Annotated in this window: 18 protein-coding genes; 7 read left to right on the top strand and 11 right to left on the bottom strand. The window is 73.4% G+C overall.

Annotation, left to right across the window (positions count from 1 at the left end; translation table 11 throughout):
* Nucleotides 1-4: 4 nt before the first annotated feature.
* Nucleotides 5-1,081 carry a pyridoxal-phosphate-dependent aminotransferase family protein gene (locus ACNF49_RS16505; protein ID WP_498702525.1) on the bottom strand — a complete coding sequence of 359 codons (1,077 nt, stop codon included), beginning with the start codon at nt 1,079-1,081 and terminating at the stop codon, nt 5-7.
* Between the two features lie 164 nt (nt 1,082-1,245).
* On the opposite strand from ACNF49_RS16505, the gene ACNF49_RS16500 reads away from it, so the two are divergent.
* Nucleotides 1,246-2,196 carry an inorganic phosphate transporter gene (locus ACNF49_RS16500; protein WP_357980555.1) on the top strand — a complete coding sequence of 317 codons (951 nt, stop codon included), beginning with the start codon at nt 1,246-1,248 and terminating at the stop codon, nt 2,194-2,196.
* Nucleotides 2,193-2,825 (top strand): DUF47 domain-containing protein, encoded by a 633-nt coding sequence (locus ACNF49_RS16495; RefSeq protein ID WP_357980558.1) that lies wholly within the window; start codon nt 2,193-2,195, stop codon nt 2,823-2,825. Before ACNF49_RS16500 ends, ACNF49_RS16495 begins: the two co-directional genes overlap by 4 nt.
* Nucleotides 2,826-2,828: 3 nt before the next feature.
* Here the strand turns inward: ACNF49_RS16495 and ACNF49_RS16490 are convergent, their stop codons facing one another.
* Both ACNF49_RS16490 and ACNF49_RS16485 read right to left on the bottom strand, forming a co-directional pair.
* On the bottom strand, nt 2,829-3,791 hold the full coding sequence (locus tag ACNF49_RS16490) for an SDR family NAD(P)-dependent oxidoreductase (RefSeq protein WP_357980561.1): 963 nt from the start codon (nt 3,789-3,791) through the stop codon (nt 2,829-2,831).
* 66 nt (nt 3,792-3,857) lie between these two features.
* On the bottom strand, nt 3,858-4,739 hold the full coding sequence (locus tag ACNF49_RS16485) for a TIGR03620 family F420-dependent LLM class oxidoreductase (protein WP_482944253.1): 882 nt from the start codon (nt 4,737-4,739) through the stop codon (nt 3,858-3,860).
* A gap of 32 nt (nt 4,740-4,771) precedes the next feature.
* Here ACNF49_RS16485 and ACNF49_RS16480 point away from each other — a divergent pair, with 32 nt between their 5' ends.
* Together ACNF49_RS16480 and ACNF49_RS16475 are read left to right on the top strand one after the other, a co-directional pair.
* On the top strand, nt 4,772-5,128 hold the full coding sequence (locus tag ACNF49_RS16480) for an ArsR/SmtB family transcription factor (RefSeq protein ID WP_357980568.1): 357 nt from the start codon (nt 4,772-4,774) through the stop codon (nt 5,126-5,128).
* A 35-nt stretch (nt 5,129-5,163) separates the two neighbouring features.
* Nucleotides 5,164-5,634: a TspO/MBR family protein gene (locus tag ACNF49_RS16475; RefSeq protein WP_357980571.1), complete on the top strand. Its 471-nt coding sequence runs from the start codon at nt 5,164-5,166 to the stop codon at nt 5,632-5,634.
* A 40-nt stretch (nt 5,635-5,674) separates the two neighbouring features.
* Here ACNF49_RS16475 and ACNF49_RS16470 read toward each other — a convergent pair whose 3' ends face one another.
* On the bottom strand, nt 5,675-7,252 hold the full coding sequence (locus ACNF49_RS16470; RefSeq protein ID WP_482944252.1) for an alkaline phosphatase family protein: 1,578 nt from the start codon (nt 7,250-7,252) through the stop codon (nt 5,675-5,677).
* A gap of 113 nt (nt 7,253-7,365) precedes the next feature.
* Here ACNF49_RS16470 and ACNF49_RS16465 point away from each other — a divergent pair, with 113 nt between their 5' ends.
* Nucleotides 7,366-7,803, top strand: a complete 438-nt coding sequence (locus ACNF49_RS16465; protein ID WP_482944251.1) for an NUDIX domain-containing protein — start codon at nt 7,366-7,368, stop codon at nt 7,801-7,803.
* Between the two features lie 42 nt (nt 7,804-7,845).
* Here ACNF49_RS16465 and ACNF49_RS16460 read toward each other — a convergent pair whose 3' ends face one another.
* Together ACNF49_RS16460 and ACNF49_RS16455 are read right to left on the bottom strand one after the other, a co-directional pair.
* Nucleotides 7,846-8,625: a hypothetical protein gene (locus tag ACNF49_RS16460; protein ID WP_482944250.1), complete on the bottom strand. Its 780-nt coding sequence runs from the start codon at nt 8,623-8,625 to the stop codon at nt 7,846-7,848.
* A 15-nt stretch (nt 8,626-8,640) separates the two neighbouring features.
* Entirely contained in the window at nt 8,641-9,267 is a 627-nt protein-coding gene (locus ACNF49_RS16455) for a TetR/AcrR family transcriptional regulator (RefSeq protein ID WP_357980587.1), read from the bottom strand.
* Between the two features lie 81 nt (nt 9,268-9,348).
* Here ACNF49_RS16455 and ACNF49_RS16450 point away from each other — a divergent pair, with 81 nt between their 5' ends.
* Together ACNF49_RS16450 and ACNF49_RS16445 are read left to right on the top strand one after the other, a co-directional pair.
* Nucleotides 9,349-10,095: a zinc-binding dehydrogenase gene (locus ACNF49_RS16450; RefSeq protein WP_482944249.1), complete on the top strand. Its 747-nt coding sequence runs from the start codon at nt 9,349-9,351 to the stop codon at nt 10,093-10,095.
* The gene (locus ACNF49_RS16445; protein WP_482944248.1) at nt 10,092-11,093 is read left to right on the top strand and encodes an NmrA/HSCARG family protein; all 1,002 of its coding nucleotides are present in this window, start codon (nt 10,092-10,094) and stop codon (nt 11,091-11,093) included. The genes ACNF49_RS16450 and ACNF49_RS16445 overlap by 4 nt, the downstream gene beginning before the upstream one ends.
* Before the next feature lie 16 nt (nt 11,094-11,109).
* Here the strand turns inward: ACNF49_RS16445 and ACNF49_RS16440 are convergent, their stop codons facing one another.
* The 5 genes from ACNF49_RS16440 to ACNF49_RS16420 form a co-directional block, all read right to left on the bottom strand.
* On the bottom strand, nt 11,110-12,261 hold the full coding sequence (locus ACNF49_RS16440) for a pyridoxal phosphate-dependent aminotransferase (protein ID WP_482944247.1): 1,152 nt from the start codon (nt 12,259-12,261) through the stop codon (nt 11,110-11,112).
* A gap of 115 nt (nt 12,262-12,376) precedes the next feature.
* Entirely contained in the window at nt 12,377-13,195 is an 819-nt protein-coding gene (locus ACNF49_RS16435; protein ID WP_358009053.1) for a citrate/2-methylcitrate synthase, read from the bottom strand.
* Nucleotides 13,192-13,977, bottom strand: coding sequence for a CoA-transferase subunit beta (locus ACNF49_RS16430; RefSeq protein WP_357980599.1), 786 nt, complete (start codon nt 13,975-13,977; stop codon nt 13,192-13,194). Before ACNF49_RS16430 ends, ACNF49_RS16435 begins: the two co-directional genes overlap by 4 nt.
* On the bottom strand, nt 13,974-14,870 hold the full coding sequence (locus ACNF49_RS16425) for a CoA transferase subunit A (protein ID WP_482944246.1): 897 nt from the start codon (nt 14,868-14,870) through the stop codon (nt 13,974-13,976). Before ACNF49_RS16425 ends, ACNF49_RS16430 begins: the two co-directional genes overlap by 4 nt.
* Nucleotides 14,855-16,312, bottom strand: coding sequence for an aldehyde dehydrogenase family protein (locus ACNF49_RS16420; protein WP_357980605.1), 1,458 nt, complete (start codon nt 16,310-16,312; stop codon nt 14,855-14,857). The genes ACNF49_RS16425 and ACNF49_RS16420 overlap by 16 nt, the downstream gene beginning before the upstream one ends.

The raw sequence follows: 16,312 nt of genomic DNA, 5'->3' as shown, positions 1-16,312 counted from the left end.
GTCGTTAACCCCTAGCTGCCTCGATCGACTCTCGGAGCGCGTCCTCGAGCTGTTCCAGCCGGTGCCAGGGGATCTCGCCCATCGTGCAGATCCTGAAGAAGTCCGCGGAAAGTTGCCCCTGACCGGCGTAGATAACGTAACCGCGCTTTTTGAGCTCATCGTGAAGCGCCGCATAAGTTACGTTTTCGGGGAGATGAAGCATTGTTACGGTGTTTGACCTGAATTGTTCATCAACGAGGATTTTCAGGCCGAGACGGGCGAACTGGCCGCGGACGAGGGCCGCCCGCTCGCGGTACAGCCGGGTCCGCGCCGCGAAGCCGCCCGCCTCCTCGTACTCCTTGATCGCCTCGTCGAGGGAGTAGCAGACCTGCACGGCCGGGGTGAACGGCACGTCGCCCTTGCGCTGACCGGCCAGGTAGCTGGCGGCGTTGAGGTAGAGGCTGCGCGCGGGCGCCTCCTGGATCCGCTCGATCGCCGCCTCGCTGCACAGGATGAACGACATGCCGGGCAGCCCGTGCAGGCCCTTGTTGGCGGTGCCGCAGACGACGTCCGCCCTGACCTCTGCCAGGTCCTGGTCCTCGATCGCGGTGCCGCTGATCGCGTCGATCACGAACAGCGCGCCGTGCTCGGCCACCACCTCGCCGATCTCCTTGATCGGGTTGATCAGGCCGGTCGTGGTCTCGTGGTGCACGCAGACCACGGCGTCCACGTCGTCGCGCCCGGCCAGCGCCGCCCGGACGGCCTCGGGGTCGGCCGGGACCGTCCAGTCGCTCCCGACCTCGTGGAACGGGATGCCGTGCGCCTTCGCGATCTTGATCATCCGGTCGCCGTAGACGCCGTTGTTCACGACGAGCACGCCACGTCCCGCGCGGACGGAGCTGATGACCGCCATCTCCATGGCCGCGGTACCCGACCCGGTGACCAGCAGCGCCTCGTGCGTGCCGGCCAGGTTCAGGCACCGGGGCAGGGCCTCGCGGATCCTGAACAGCAACTCCGTGAACTCGGGCTCGCGGTGGCAGAGGTCGCCGCGAAGCAGGGCGTCCTTGACCCGCTTCGACGTACATGCGGGCCCGGGATTCAACAGAATGAGTTCTTCGTCCATCAATCCACTCGATCTTGGGTAGTTATCGGGCATTACGGACGCTATCCGGGGTGGCGCCGCATGGGACAGCCGCCTTTCCCCTATGAGGGCCATAAGGGAATCGGGCTTGTCCGTGCTGAGCAGCGCCGACTGGGATGGGGCACGTGCCGTTGGAGACCGTCGTACTGATCGGGGTCGCGGGGCTGTTCGCCGTCGTGTCCGGGATCAACGACGGCGGGGCGCTGCTGGCGACCGGGCTCAAGCTGCCGGTGATCAGGCCGGCCGTCGGCATCCTCTCGCTGGTGCTGTTCGTCACGGTGGTCCCGCTGGTCACCCACCAGGTGGCGCTGACGTTCGTGAACCGGCTGGCGGGCTTCCACGCCCCCGGTGGCCAGGCCGCGATGACGGTGGCCGTGCTCTGCGCACTGGCGGTGGTGTTCACGCTCAGCGCGAAGGGCCGGCCGACCAGCCTCACGCTGGCCGTGGTGGGCGGGCTCACCGGGGCCGGGCTGGGGTGGGGGCTGCCGGTGTCGGCCGGCTCGGTGGCGCTCGTGCTGGCCTTCGGGCTGGCCGCGCCGTTCGTGGGGGCGCTGCTGTCGTGGCTGCTCATCCGGCTGCTCGTACGGGTGACCGACGCGCCCGGCCTGGCCCGCTGGCACTGGGCCGGGTTCCTGCTCCAGACGCTCGCCTACGCGGCCAACGACGGGCAGAAGATGCTGGCCGTCTTCATGATCGCGCTCGGCTTCCAGGGCGCGCCCCTGGCCTGCACCTCGCTGGTGGCGGTGCTGTTCGGGCTCGGCGCGCTCTACGGGCTGCCCAGGGCGGGCCGTACGCTGAGCCGCGAGATCATCGTCTCCCGGCCCGCGCACGGCGTCGCCGCCGAACTGGCCGCGGGCACCGCCGTGCTCGCCTGCGCCGCGCTGGGTATGCCCGTGAGCATGACCCAGGCCGTGGCCGGCGGGCTGGTCGGCGCCGGGGTCGCGCAGGGCGGCGGCCGGGTCCGCTGGTACGCCGCCGTCAGGATCGTCGTGGCCTGGCTGCTGACGCTCCCGCTGAGCGCGCTGCTGGCCGCGACGGCGGCGTTCGTCCTGAAGGGGCTGAGGGGGACGTGGTGAAGCGATGGCGCCGGATCCGGGACCTCATGACCGGCCGCATGGACGGCGCGCTCACCGGCGCCCTGCTCGGCCAGCTCAAGGCCACCAAGCAGGGCGCCTGGCTGGCGATGGCCATGATCGGCGGCGAGGTCGGCAGGACCGGCGCGCACGAGCGGATGCGCGCGATCGAGCACCTCGGCGACGAGGAGCGCGCCCGCCTGGTCGAGGAGCTCAAGACCGCGCTGGTCACGCCCATCGACCCCGAGGACCTGTTCCGCCTGTCGCGCTCGATCGACGACGTGCTGGACTCGCTCCGGGACTTCGTGCGCGAGTCGCACCTGTACCGGGTGCCCGACCAGATCCGCTTCACGCCGCTGCTCGACCAGGTCATCGTGGGCATCGACGCCCTGGAGAGCGCCGTGCGCGGCCTGGCCGCCCGGCCCTCGGCGGTGGTGCAGGACGCCTTGGAGGCCAAGAAGGCCGGCGGCGCGATCCGGCGCATGTACCAGTACGAGATCTCCCGGATCTTCTCCGGCGAGGTCACCTCGAACGCGCTCAAGCAGCGCGAGCTGGTACGCCGCCTGGAGATCGTGGGCATGGCCATCGGCGAGGCGGCGGACGCCATCGCCGACGGCGCCATGAAACGCTGACCGTCAGGCCGTCCGCCCGGCGAAGGCGTCGACGCCGGTCAGCTCGGCCGACAACCGCCACAGGCGGGCGGCCTGCTCGGGGTCGGTGGCGTAGGGATGCACCCCGCCGCCGGAGCCGTCGGCCCGCTCGGCGATGTCGCAGTCTTCGCAGTAGACGCCGCCCATGCCGTCGAGCTGCGGGGAGGTGGCCGCCCACAGCTGGGTGGCCGCGCCCTGCTCAGGGCTCTTGAAGCCGGGATTGAGCAGGTTGCCCTGCTCGTCGATCCAGCCCGCCTCGACCATCTCCTGCTTGGTCAGGTGGCGCTGGAGCGGGGTGAGGATGCCGCCGGGGTGCACCGCGAACGCCCGCACCCCCGCGTCCTTGGCCAGGGCGTCGAGGTGCACGGCGAACAGCACGTTGGCCGTCTTCGCCTGGCCGTACGCCTGCCACTTGTCGTAGCCGTGCTCGAACATCACGTCGTCCCAGCGCATGCCGGAGCGCCGGTGGCCGCCGGAGGAGACGGCCACGACCCGGCCGCCGCCGCGCTCGACGGCCGGCCACAGGCGGTTGACCAGCGCGTAGTGGCCGAGGTGGTTGGTGGCGAACTGGGCCTCCCAGCCGGGGCCGACCCGCGTCTCGGGGCAGGCCATGATGCCCGCGTTGTTGATCACGAGGTGCAGGTCGCGGCCGGAGGCCAGGAACTCCTCGGCGAAGCGGCGCACGCTGTCGAGGTCGCCCAGGTCGAGCTCGCCCACCTCGACGCCGTCGATGCCGGCCAGGGCCTCCTCGGCCGCGCCGCGGCGCCGGGCCGGGACGACGACATGGGCGCCGGCCCCGCTGAGCGCGCGCGTGGTCTGCAGGCCGAGGCCGGAGTAGCCGCCGGTGACGAGCGCGACCCTGCCGGTGAGGTCGATGCCCTTGAGCACCTCGTCCGCGGTGCTGCGCGCGCCGAAACCCGAACCGATCCTGTGCTGAGGCGTTGTCATGGGACCGACGTTACGAAGTGAAGTGCGCTCTAAGTCAAACCGACCCGCCGGACCCGCCTGCCCCGATCAGAGGCCGAGGGCCGGGGCCAGGCGCTGGAGCCGGCTCAGGGCGTCGTCGAGGTCGGGGCCGCCCGGTGACAGCGGCTGGACGGCCACATGGTCGGCCCCGGCGTCGAGGTGGGCCCGCAGCCGCGCGGCGACCTGCCCTTCGTCGCCCCAGGCCACGATGGCGTCGGCCAGCCGGTCGCTGCCGCCGCCGGCGAAGTCGTCGTCGGTGAAGCCCAGGGCGCGCAGGTTGCCCAGGTAGTTGGGCAGGGTCAGGTAGTAGGCCAGGTGGGCGCGGGCGATCTCGCGGGCCCTTGCCGGGTCGGTCTCCAGCACCACGGCCTGCTCGGGCACCAGCAGCCGGCTCGCGCCGAGGACGCGGCGGGCCTGCTCGGTGTGCTCGGGCGGCACGAAGTAGGTGTGGGCGCCGTCGGCCCGGTCTCTGGACAGCTCCAGCATCCGGGGCCGCAGCGCCGCCAGCAGCCGGGGCGCCCTCGCCTCGGGCAGGCCCTCCTCGGCGGCGTCCATGCCGTCGAGGTAGGCGCGCATCGCGCTCAGCGGCTTGTCGTAGGCGTGGCCGCGGCTGCCGACCAGCGGGCCGTGGCTGACCCCGATGCCCAGCACGAAACGGCCCGGGAAGGCGTCGGCCAGCGTCTTCGCGCCCGCCGTCATGCCCGTCGCGTCGCGGCCCCAGATGCTGGCGATGCCGGTCGCGACCGCGACGCGGGTGGTGGCGGCCAGCAGGACGGCCGCGGTGGTGAGCGGCTCCTTGCTCTGCCGGCCCTCGTTGATCCACACGGAGCCGTAGCCCAGCCGCTCGATCTCGGCCGCCGCGCGCCGCGCCTGCTCGGCGGGGGCCTTGCCGAACAGCGGATGCCACACCCCGAAGTGCCCGGTCTCCATGACCGCTCCCTCGACTAGAATGTTCGATCGAGATGGAACACTACACCAATGTTCGACCGCCATCGAACAGAACGCGCGGCCTGACCCACACCTCTCCCGTCGAGGTGTCGCTGCAGGCCGCCCTCGACGCGCTCGGCGACCCGGTCCGCCGCCGCATCGTCCGCGAGCTGGCCGAGGAGCCCGACTGGGCCCGCGCCTGCGGCACGTTCGCCCACCTGCCGGTGGCCAAGTCCACGCTCAGCCACCACTTCGGGGTGCTGCGCCAGGTCGGCCTGCTGGAGCAGCGCGACGAAGGCACCCGCCGGCTCAACCGGCTGCGCCGCGCGGAGTTCGACGAACGTTTCCCCGGCCTGCTCGCCCTCGTCGTCGAGGAGCCGGAGGGCGCCTAGGGCATGCGGCGGCCCTGGCGGGTAGGGGCAGGCCCATGCAGATGCGCCCGTTCGCCCGTAACCTCCTCGCCACGACGGCCGCGGTCACCGCCACGGCCACGCTCGGCAGCCTGGCCACCTCCTCGGGCTCGGCCTGGTACCGCCGGCTGCGCAAGCCCCGCTGGCAGCCGCCCAAGCAGGCGTTCGGCCTGGTCTGGACGCCGGTCTACGCCCTGATCGCCTACGCCGGCGCGCGCGCCCTGACCTCGGGCGACGACCGCGCCGGCCTGGCCCGCGCCCTGGGCGCCAACCTGGCGCTCAACGCCGCCTGGACCCCGCTGTTCTTCGGCGCCCGCTCCCCGCGCCTGGCGCTGGCCGACATCGTGGCGCTCGACGCGGCCAACCTCGTGCTGCTGCGCCGCTTCCTGCGCGCCGACCGCCGCGCCGGGCTGGCCCTGCTGCCCTACGTCGGCTGGACGGCCTTCGCCACCGCGCTCAACGCCTCCATCGCCGCCCGCAACCCCTGACCGGGAACCCCGCCCGAAGGCGGGGCCCCCGCCCGCGCGGTCAGGAGACGCGCAGGTCGTCCACCGCCCAGTACCAGTTGTTGGTCGCGTCGAAGTAGTGGAACCTGACCCTCATCGACCTGGCCCCGGCCGGCACGGTCACCTTCAGCGACTCGTTCCTGGCGACCGCGTCGGCCGTGTAGTTCTTCACCAGCGTGTCCGCGCCGCCGTCGAACGACACGAGCACCTGTGCCTTCTGCGCGCCGTCCACGCGGTAGTGGGTGGCGTAGGCGAGGGTGACGGACGCCCGGCCGGTCACGGTGTAGGCGGGCGAGACGAGCGTCGAGTCGAACGTCCCGGTGCCGTGCGACTTGTCGTCCCATTCGTCGGAGTCGGCCACCGCGAAGGTGCCCCTGGATCGGACGTTCAGCTCCCGCTGCTGGTCACGGGCCGCCCGCGACCAGAACTCGTCCGTGCTGAACGCCCAGCCGCGCCACTCCTGAACGCCTCCCGACGGCATCCTGGACGCGTCCACCGCCCAGCCCGCGGGCGGCGTGTGCGAGTAGCCGAGCACGCCGACCGGGATGCCGGTCTCGTCGGTCCTGCCGGACAGCGCGACGCCCTCGAACGCGTCGCCGGTCCTGGTGTCGACGCGCCGGCCGTCGATCCCGCCCGGCACGGCCAGCCGCAGCCCGGTGAAGACCGCGGCCGTCACGTCCACCAGGCGCGTGTCGGCCGGCCGCGCCCCGGCGGCGATGCCCGGCCCGGAGGCCAGGACGAACGTGCGGCGCTCCTCGATCGAGGACCCGCCGTGGCCGCCCGCGTCGGTGTGCCCGTGGTCGGTGGCCACGATCACCGTCCAGCGCTCGGCCCCGTACGTCGGCCTGGCCCTGACCGCGGCCAGCAGCCGGCCGATCCGGGCGTCGGCGTCGTGGACGGCGGCCAGGTAGGCGGCCGAGGCGGCGCCGCTGTCGTGCCCGGCGATGTCGATGGCGCCCAGGTAGACGAAGGAGGCGTCCGGGTTCTTCGTGCGCAGGACGGTCTCGCTGACCTGGGTGAGGCGCTCGTCCTCGGCCGGGTAGCCGTCGGCGTCGCCGTCCAGGACCACCCTGGCGTCGATCCGGGGGCCGAACGTGCCCTGGTCGGCGAGCGGCTTCCAGTCGAGGGCGGCGTAGGTGGAGTAGCCGGTGCCGGTGTTCTCCAGCCTGGTCAGGAAGTCGGGGTACCGGTCGTAGTGCTTGCCGGCGAAGGTGTTGTCCTTGACGCCGTGCAGGTCGGGCCAGACGCCGGTGGCGATCGTGGACCAGCCGGGGCCGCTGGAGGTGGCGGCCATCGGGCTGGTGTAGAGCAGGCTGGTCCCGAACGTGCCGCCGCCGATCAGGGCGTCGAGGTTGGGGGCGTCGGCGGGGGCGATGCGGTCGTGGCGCAGGCCGTCGAGGCCGATGACCAGGACCTTGTCAGCGCTGATGCCGTTCGGGACGTCGGGGACGGGCACGGGCGCGGCCAGGGCGGTCGCGCCGTTGAGCACCTTGCCCTCGGGAGCGGGTGCGGGATCGGCCGCCTGGTTCGCCAGGGCCGCCGGCGCGGGGACCGACACGGCCGCGGCCACGAGAGCGGGCAGGATGCGCCATCGTTGCATGGACGTACTCCTCGCTGAGTGCTGGGGTGATCCGGCTGAAGGATCTCCAGCGTCAGGCGGGTGCGTGAATAGCGTCTTTCCGATGGACGCCATAGAGGGAAAAGGGGGCCCAAATGGGCAGCAGCCAACGTCCTGCCGCCCGCGTCGTCTGCCTCGACCGCGACGGGCGCGTCCTGCTCATGCACTGGTACGACCCGGTCAGCGGCGCCGACGTGTGGGAACCGCCGGGCGGCGGCCTCGACCCGGGCGAGACGGCGCTGGAGGCCGCCCGGCGCGAGCTGGCCGAGGAGACCGGGCTGCCCGGCTCGGCCGTCGGCGAGCACTGGGTGGACGTCGAGCGCGACTTCTCCTGGCTGGGCGTGCGCTACGTGAAGACCGAGCCGTTCTTCCTGGCCACGTTCGACGAGGCGCGCCCGCGGGTGACCCCCGCCGCGCTCACGGAGGAGGAGCTCGGCGTCTACCGCGGTCACACCTGGGCCGAGGAGATGCCGTACGGCGTCGAGCCGCCGGAGCTGGCCGACGTGGTGGCCGCCCTGCGCGCCGCCGGCTAGGCCCCGCATCCGCCCAGCACTGTGATCAGCACGATCACGACCTTATCGGGGCTTGTGTCCCAGCTCGGCCAGCGTGGTGGACATCAGACCCCGCAGCAACGGCCCGGCCAGGCCCTCGTGCACGGACTCGACCGGCAGGCCCTGGGCGATGCGGGCGTGGTAGGACTCGCGGTCGCGCTCGCCGGTGTAGGGCAGCGCGGTCATCGCCACGACCACGGTGGCCCGGGTGCCGCCGCGCGGCAGGACGGCGACGGCGTGGGTGCGCAGGCAGGTCTCGTCGGGGGCGCCGTACCAGCCGCACTTGACCCCGGCGTCGGGCGAGCCGAGCGCCTCGCGGGCGCCGAACGTCTGCTCGCCCGCCACCTGCCGCATCCACGCCAGGACGGTGGCCGCCACCGGGTCGCCCGCCGCCGCGGCCTGCGCGAACACGGTGTAGGCGGCGGCGACCTCCTCGGCCGACACCTCCACCGAGCCGAAGCGCGACGGGTCGCCGCCCGGCTGCGCCCACCGGACGCCGGTGCGCCGGTAGAGGTCGTCCAGCAGCACGCGGGGGCCGATGGACAGCCAGAGGCTGAGCGTGTCGGCGTTGGAGGAGACGACCACGGCCGGCTCGGCGTGGCGGCGCCAGCGGTCGGTGTCGTCGATGTGGTCGGCGGCCACCCAGGCGTAGAGCGGCTTGAGCAGCGAGGCGCAGCGCAGCCGGGCCGGGCCCGAGCGCACGCTCATCGTCCGGGCGGGCGGGCCGCCGTAGCCGCGCCTGATGCCCGCGGCCTGTGCTCCGGCGCTGTCTTGGAGGTCTTTCAGCAGGTCATTGAAGGCCACCGTCCCACCGTAGACCTACGGGGCGGTCCGCCAGCGCCCTTCGTACCACTCCGCGCTCGGTGGCTCGCCGGGCAGCGGGGTCGCGCCGGGGGCGCGCAGGCCGTCGAGCGCGATGGCCAGCAGGCGCTCCTTGACCCGCTGGTGCTCCTCGCTCGGCGGGCCGGGGGCGGGCCTGCTGAACTGCTCGATGAGCAGGGAGACGTCGAGCGTGGTCGCGTCGGGCCGCAGCGCGCCGGCCTCGCGGGCCCTGGCGACGAGCGTGCCGGCCAGCTCGGTGGCCCGGCGGGAGGTGCGCCACATCTCGTCGGTGACCTCGATCGTGCCCGCCACCGGGGCCAGCGCGCCGGAGCGGCCGGCGACGCAGGCGCGCACGTACGCCTCCAGCCCGGTCCACGGGTCGGGCTCGGCCAGGGCCGACTCAAGGTTGTCGACCACGCGTTCCATGGCGATCAGGCACAGCCGCTGGAGCAGCTCCTCCTTGGTGCGGTAGCGCCGGTAGAGGCTGCCCATGCCGACGCCCGCCTGCCTGGCGATGGCCGAGACCGGCGCGTCGAACCCCTGGGTCGTGAACACCTCGTGGGCCGCCTGGAGCAGCCGCAGATCGTTCCGCGCCGCCTCGGCCTGCCTGCCGCGTCCTGCCATGCCGTACAGGATATTGCGGAGCGCTGTGCTCCGATATACGGTTCTTTTCGGAGCGAAGCGCTCCGATATAGGAGGTCTGTCATGCGTGCGGTGGTTCTGCGGGAGATCGGCGGCCCGGGGTCGCTCGTGGTGGAGGAGGTGCCCGACCCCGTTCCGGGGCCGGGTCAGGTGCTGGTCGAGGTGGCGGTCGCGGGCGTCACGTTCGTGGAGACGCAGGTGCGCGCCGGACGTGGGCCGCGCGCGGCCGAGCTGCCCGCGGTGCTGGGCAACGGGGTGGCGGGCACCGTCCTGGCGGTGGGCGAGGGTGTGGACGCGGCGCTGACGGGCTCCCTGGTGGTCACCACGCTCGGCGGGTACGGCGGCTACGCCGAGCTGGCGGTGGCCGCCGCCGAGGACCTGATCCCGGTGCCCGCCGGGCTGTCGCCGCGCGAGGCCGTGGCGCTGCTGGCCGACGGGCGCACCGCCGTGGGGCTCGTCCGTGCCGCCGCGCCGCGGCCCGGCGAGTGGGTGCTGGTGGAGGCGGCCGGCGGCGGGGTGGGCAGCCTGCTGGTGCAGCTCGCCCGCGCCGCGGGCGCGCGCGTGGTCGGCGCGGCCGGCAGCGCCGACAAGCGCGACCTGGCCGCGCGCCTCGGCGCCGAGCTGACGGTCGACTACACCGCCCCGGGCTGGGCCGACGAGGTGCGCGCCGCGACCGGCGGCCTCGACGTCGTCTTCGACGGCGTGGGCGGCGAGATCGGCGCCCAGGCACAGGACCTGCTGAAGGACGGCGGCCGGCTCAGCGCGTACGGCATGGCCGGCGGCCCGATGACCACCCCCGCCCCCGCGTGACCGCCGTCGCCTGGCCCGCGGCCGACCCGCGCGAGCTGGCCAGTGAGGCTCTGGAGCTGGCCGCCGCCGGCCGCCTGCGTCCCACGGTCGGCAACGTGCTGCCCCTGGAGTCGGCGGCCGAGGCGCACGCCGCCGTCGAGGCTCGCGCGATCACCGGGAAGTCCCTGCTGCTGCCCGCGCGGGCCAGGACGATCCTGGTCACCGGCGCCACCGGCAACCAGGGCGGCGCGGTGGCCCGGACGCTGCTGGCGCGCGGCTGGACGGTCCGCGCCCTGGTCAGGGACCCGGCCTCGGACGCCGCCCAGGCCCTGGCCGCGCTCGGCGCCACCCTGGCCAAGGGCGACCTGGACGACCCCGCCTCGCTCCGGGCGGCCATGACCGGCGTGCACGGCGTGTTCAGCGTGCAGGCCCTGGCCGTGACGGCGGAGGAGCTGGCCCGCGAGGTGCGCCAGGGCGTCGCCGTCGCCGACCTGGCCGCCGGGCTGGGCCTGGCGCACCTGGTCCACAGCTCGGTCGGCGGCGCCGAACGCGACACCGGCATCGAGCACTTCGCCGGCAAGTGGGCGATCGAGCGGCACATCGCCGAGCTGGGCCTGCGGGCCACGGTGCTGCGCCCGACGTTCTTCATGACGAACCTGCTGTACTACGCCGAGCCCGCCGGGGACGAGCGGGTCATCGCGCTGCCGTTCCGGCGCATGCAGCTCGTCGCGCCCGAGGACATCGCCCACTTCGCCGCGGAGGCGTTCGAGCGTCCCGAGGAGTACGCGGGCCGGGCGCTGGAGATCGCGAGCGAGGAGCTCACCGGCGCGGAGATCGCCGCGGTCTACCAGCGGGTCACCGGCACGCCCACCCGGTTCGAGCAGACCGCGCCCGGCGGGGAGCGCATGTACGAGTGGTTCCTGGAGAGCGGCTACCAGGCCGACATCGCCGCGCTCCGCGCCCGCCACCCCGGCCTGCGCACGTTCGAGTCCTTCCTGCGCGACCGGCTGGCCCGCTGACCCACGCCGTCCCGGGTCAGGACAGCGCCGCGTCGAAGCGGGCCCGCAGCTCCGACAGGCGGCCGACCGGCTCGGCGCTGTAGACCAGGCGGACGTACCGGGGCGCCACGCTCTCGCCCCAGGCCGTCATGGGGGTGGCCGCCACGCGTCCGCGTTCCAGCAGGCGGGCCGACAGGTCCTCGGCGGTCAGCCCCATGGCTTCGGCGTCCACCAGGACGGACCAGCCGCCGCCCGCCCGGACCACCGGCAGCCCGTCGAGCTGCGCGAGCACGGTGTCGTGGCGGGCCTGGTACTCGGCCGCCGCCTCCGCCACCCCCGCGCCGGCCGGGTCGGTGAGCGCGGCGGCGGCGCCGTACTGGTGGTATCCGCTGGCCACGGTGGTGTTGTAGATGGTCGCGACCATGATCCGGGACATGATGTCGGCCGGGCCGGCGACCCAGCCGATCCGCCAGCCGATCATCCGGTACTCCTTGGACATCGATCCGATGATGATCGTGCGCTCGGCCAGGCCGTCCACCTGGCAGGGGTTGATCCGCGGCCGGCCGTCGAAGACGATGCGCTCCATGGCGGCGTCGTAGATCAGGTACGCGCCCGTACGCTCGCACACCCGCGCGACCGCCTGCCAGTCCTCCCGGTCGAAGACCACGCCCGACGGCATCGACGGGCTCATCAGCAGCAACGCCGCCGCGGCGGGCACCCGGGCGAGCGCCTCGCGGTCCAGCCGCCAGCGCCCGTCCTGCACCAGCAGCGGCACCAGGTGCGGGCGCGCGCCCGACAGCCGCACCCGCTGCAGCAGGCCGGCGTAGGTGGGGTCGGTGAGCAGCACGGGCTCGCCCGGCTCGGTCGTGGCCAGCAGCACGGGCATCACCGCCGACGTCCCACCGGAGGTGATGCACACCTGCCGCAAGGGGTCGTAGTCGAGCCCGGTACGCGTCCGCAGCTCGGCGGCGACCGCCTGGCACAACACCGGCAGCCCGGTGAACGGCAGCCAGCTGTTGCCCGTCCCCTCCTCCAGCGACCGCCTGGTCGCGGCCACGGCGGACGGCGGGGGCGGGACGTCGGTGTCGAGGTTCTCCAGGCGCAGGACGTCGGCGTCCGCCCCGGCGGCCGCGGCCACCTTGTCGATGTCGAACGGCTGCACCTGCGCGAACCGGGAATTGGGCCGCATGACCGCACCTCCGTGCCTCGTTCCGTATACGGAACACCCTTGGGACACCCACGCTCCTCCAGTGGGGACGCGGGTGTCAAGGGGCGGCGCGGAGGCGCGGTCAGGCCAGGCGCGGTCAGGCCAGGGTGCGGTCGGCCGGGCCGTCGTAGTGGTCCGGCCCCTGCATCGACAGGTCCAGCGGCTGGACCATGTCGGAGTTGGCGGAGGCCCGCCAGCCCTTCTCCCTGGTCATCTCCTCGATCGAGTGCGCGCACAGCGACAACGACCTGCACACGATGAACATGGCCTTGAGCTGCAGCGGCTCGTACCCCATGTCGAGGCCGACACAGCCCATCGAGCCGGGGCCGTTGAGCCAGATGCGGCGGCCGAAGACGCCCTCGGTGGCGTCCTCCATCGCGCGGGCGATGCGGACGTACCGGCCGGTGACGCCCAGCTCGTCCGACAACTCCAGCAGGCGGACGGTACGCGGGTCGCGGATGTGCTGGGCGTGGTGGAACCCGGGCATGCGCTCGCGGCGTTCGCGCATCTCGGCGACGACCTTGGCGGCGGCCTCCTCGTCGCTCAGCCCGTCGCGCTCGGCCCGCTCCCCGACCGCGAGGAACATCTCGGCGGGCCGGTCGGCGGTGCCGTGCAGGCGGCCGATGCCGGCGACGCCCGCCGCGACGGCCGCGTTCAGCTCGGCGCCGCCGGAGGTGGCGAAGCGCACGGTGGCCGAGGACGGCGACATGGCGTGCTCGGCCATGTTCACCAGGATCGCCTCGGTCATCCGGCCCACCTCGGGCGTCGGCAGCTCGCCGCGCAGCACCAGGTGGAAGTGCTCGGCGAAGGAGATGTTGCCGGTCAGCTCGTTCACGTCGTACCCGCGCACGACGATCCGGTCCTTGTTCTTCCAGGCGATCGCCGTCTCCCAGGCGAACGGCTTCTTGTCGGTCAACGGCCTTTCCTTTCAGGGAAGTACACGCACGCCGGATCGATCTCCTCGCGCAGCAGGCGGAGGTCCTCGGGGTCCGGCGGCACCACAATTTCCAACGAGTCCCGAAATTTCGGGGTAAAGCCGGTGTTGTCTAGGACGTCCGTGACGCTCGCCCCCGGCATGAGCGCCGTCACGGTCAGCGCCGAGTCCTCGGCCTCCATCACGCACAGGTCGGTGACGACCTTGACGCGCAACGGCCCGAGCCCGGCCTTGGCCCGCTCCCCCGGCCCGCCCAGGAACCCCGGGCTGGTGACGTAGTCGCAGCGGGCGGGGAAACGCCGCTTCTCGTGGTCGGTCAGGATCACCACCTGCCGGCAGTGGCTGGCGATGTCGTTGGCGCCGCCGCTGCCGGGCAGCCGCACCCGCGAGCCGTCCGGTCTCGGGACCCAGGTGGAGTTGATGTTGGCGTACTCGTCCACCTGGGCCCCGCCGAGGAAGCCCGTACGGACCAGCCCGCGCTGCACCAGCCCGCCCAGCGCCTCGAACAGCGACCCGTGCCGCGCGGCGCCGCGCATCAGCCGCGGATCGACCACGGACACCGGCGTCGGCACGACCTTCGGGAACATCACCCCCGACTCGATGACGAGCTTGGCCTCCGGCGCGTGGGTGCGCTGGGCGAGCGTGGCGGCCAGCAATGGCAGGCCGGTGCCGACGATCACCAGGTCGCCGTCGCGGATCTGCCGGGCGCCCTCGACGACCAGCAACTCCCTCGGCAGGGCGGTCCACTCCCCGGACGCGCTCACACCAGCCTCCCCATCTGCTCGGTCAGCCCGGCCCTGAGCGTGCCCGCCGGGTCGCGGGCCCTGAGGTGGTCGTCGAAGGACGCGCCCAGGTTGGCCCTGATCCACTCGCGCAGCTCGGCGTCCCCGGCCCGGCCCAGCGCCTGGTACTCCTTGATCTCCGGCTCGGCGAAGTCGTACGCGCGGTAGACGGAGGTCGGGAAGGCGCCGAAGGGCTGGTGGACGACCGCCGTCACGTACGCCTCCGGGATGGTGACCCGCTCGGGCCGGTCGGCGAACGCCCCGGCGGGCAGCACCTCCTCGGCCGACACGATCGTGGCGCGGGCGGCCCTGACCATGTCCACCTCGTGGGAGGTGACCCCCTCGATCACGACGTTCCCGGCCAGGTCGGCGCGGTTGGCGTGGATGATCGCCACGTCCGGTGTCATCGCCCGCAGCAGCACGACCGGCTGCCCCGTCCACGGATCGGCCGACTCCACCGCCACCCCGTCCGACACCAGGTCGGCCAGCAGGTCGGTGCCGAGCAGGCTGCGCGTCGGCAGGAAGGGCACGCCGACGGCCCCCGCCGCGAAGCGGGTGGCCATCGCCAGGTGCGAGTGGTCGCCGACGCCGACCTCGCCGCGCTCGACGGCCCGGCGCCAGGCGAACAGCGTGCCGTAACGTTCCAGGTTGCCGGTGCCCTGCTCGGTGCGGACCACCAGGCCCGCGGCCACCAGCATGTCGAGCGGCAGCGACAGGTTGCAGCCGACCACGGTCAGCCCGCCGATCCCCTGCCTGATCACCTCGTGCACCAGCGCCATCGGGCAGCGGTTGATGTTCTGGCCGCCCATCCCGACGACGGCCCCGGCGGGGACGTGCCGGGCGACGGCCTCGGCGGCCGTCAGTAACTTATGCACGCCGACCGCCACTCGGTGTAGAAGTCCCAGACCTGCGGCGAGCACTCGGGCGGGCCGAACTGCGACAACTTGGCGCCCATGTGGGGCAGGTGCGCGTACGCGCCGACGCCGGGCCGGTTGACGTGCAGCATGCCCGCCTCGAAGCGGTCCAGGGCCTCGAAGATGGTCGCCGGGTCCTGGGTGAAGATCGTGCCGCTCATGCCGTACCTGACCGAGTTGGAGATGCGCATGGCGTCGTCGAAGCCGTCGCAGTCCACCACGGACAACACCGGGCCGAAGATCTCCTCCTGGGCGATCTCGCTGTCCCAGGGCACGTCGCGCAGCACGGTCGGCTGGACGTAGCAGCCGTCGGGCACGCCCTCGGTGTGCCGTTCGCCGCCGACGGCGACCTTGGCCCCGGCCTCCTGTGCGGCCTTGACCGCGTCCAGGCAGGCGCGCATGCGGGTCTCGTTCACGACCGGGCCGATCGTGGCCTCCTCCGACAGGCCCGGCCCCACCTTGAGCCGGGCCACCTCGGCGACCAGCCGCGACAGGAACTCCTCCTTGACGGCACGGTCGACGATGACCCGGGAGGTGGCGCTGCACCGCTGCCCCGACTGCCCGAACGCGCCGAACACGGTGGCCTTGACCGCCTTGTCCAGGTCCGCGTCCGCGAGCACCAGGACCGCGTTCTTGCCGCCCAGTTCGAGCTGGGTGCGCAGCAGCCGCGGCGCGCCGGCCTGGTGGATGGCCAGGCCCACGGGCAGCGAGCCGGTGAAGCTGATCCCGGCCACGCGCGGGTGCGTCACCAGCGCCTCGCCCGCCGCGATGTCGCCCTGCACGAGGTTGAGCACCCCGGCCGGGACGCCCGCGTCCACGAACGCCTCCACCAGCAGCGCGGAGGTCAGCGGCGTGAACGGCGACGGCTTGAGCACCGCCCCGCACCCGGCCAGCAGCGCGGGGGCGACCTTCCACATGGGGATGGCGAGCGGGAAGTTCCACGGCGTCACCAGGCCGACCACGCCGATGGGCGCGCGGAAGGTGTAGGAGAACGTGCGCGGCTCCTCGGCGGGCAGCGTCTCGCCCTTCAGCCTGCGCCCCTCGCCCGCGGTGAAGTCGAGGATGGCCAGGGCCCGCCTGACCTCGCCGCGCGCCTCCTTGATGAGCTTGCCCTGCTCACGCGTGATCGCCTGGGCGAAGTCCTCGGCCCGCTCCTCGATCAGGCGCTCGGCGGCGCGCAGGTACTCGGCGCGCTTGATCGGCCCGAGTCCCTTCCACTCCGGCATCGCCGCCGCGGCGGCCTCCACGGCCAGCTCGACGTCCGCGCCACCGGACTCGGCGAAGTCCCCGATGTGGTCGGAGAGGTCGCCGGGGTTGATGTTCGGCCGGGTCTGCCCGCTCTCGGGGGCACGCCATTCGCCGCCGATGTGGTTGAGCAGGTAGCGACTCGGGATCGTCGCCAT

The sequence above is a fragment of the Actinomadura sp. ATCC 39365 genome (assembly GCF_054392275.1).
The sequence above is the reverse complement of the archived record's forward strand: the minus strand, read 5'-3'. Positions and strand labels throughout refer to the sequence as shown.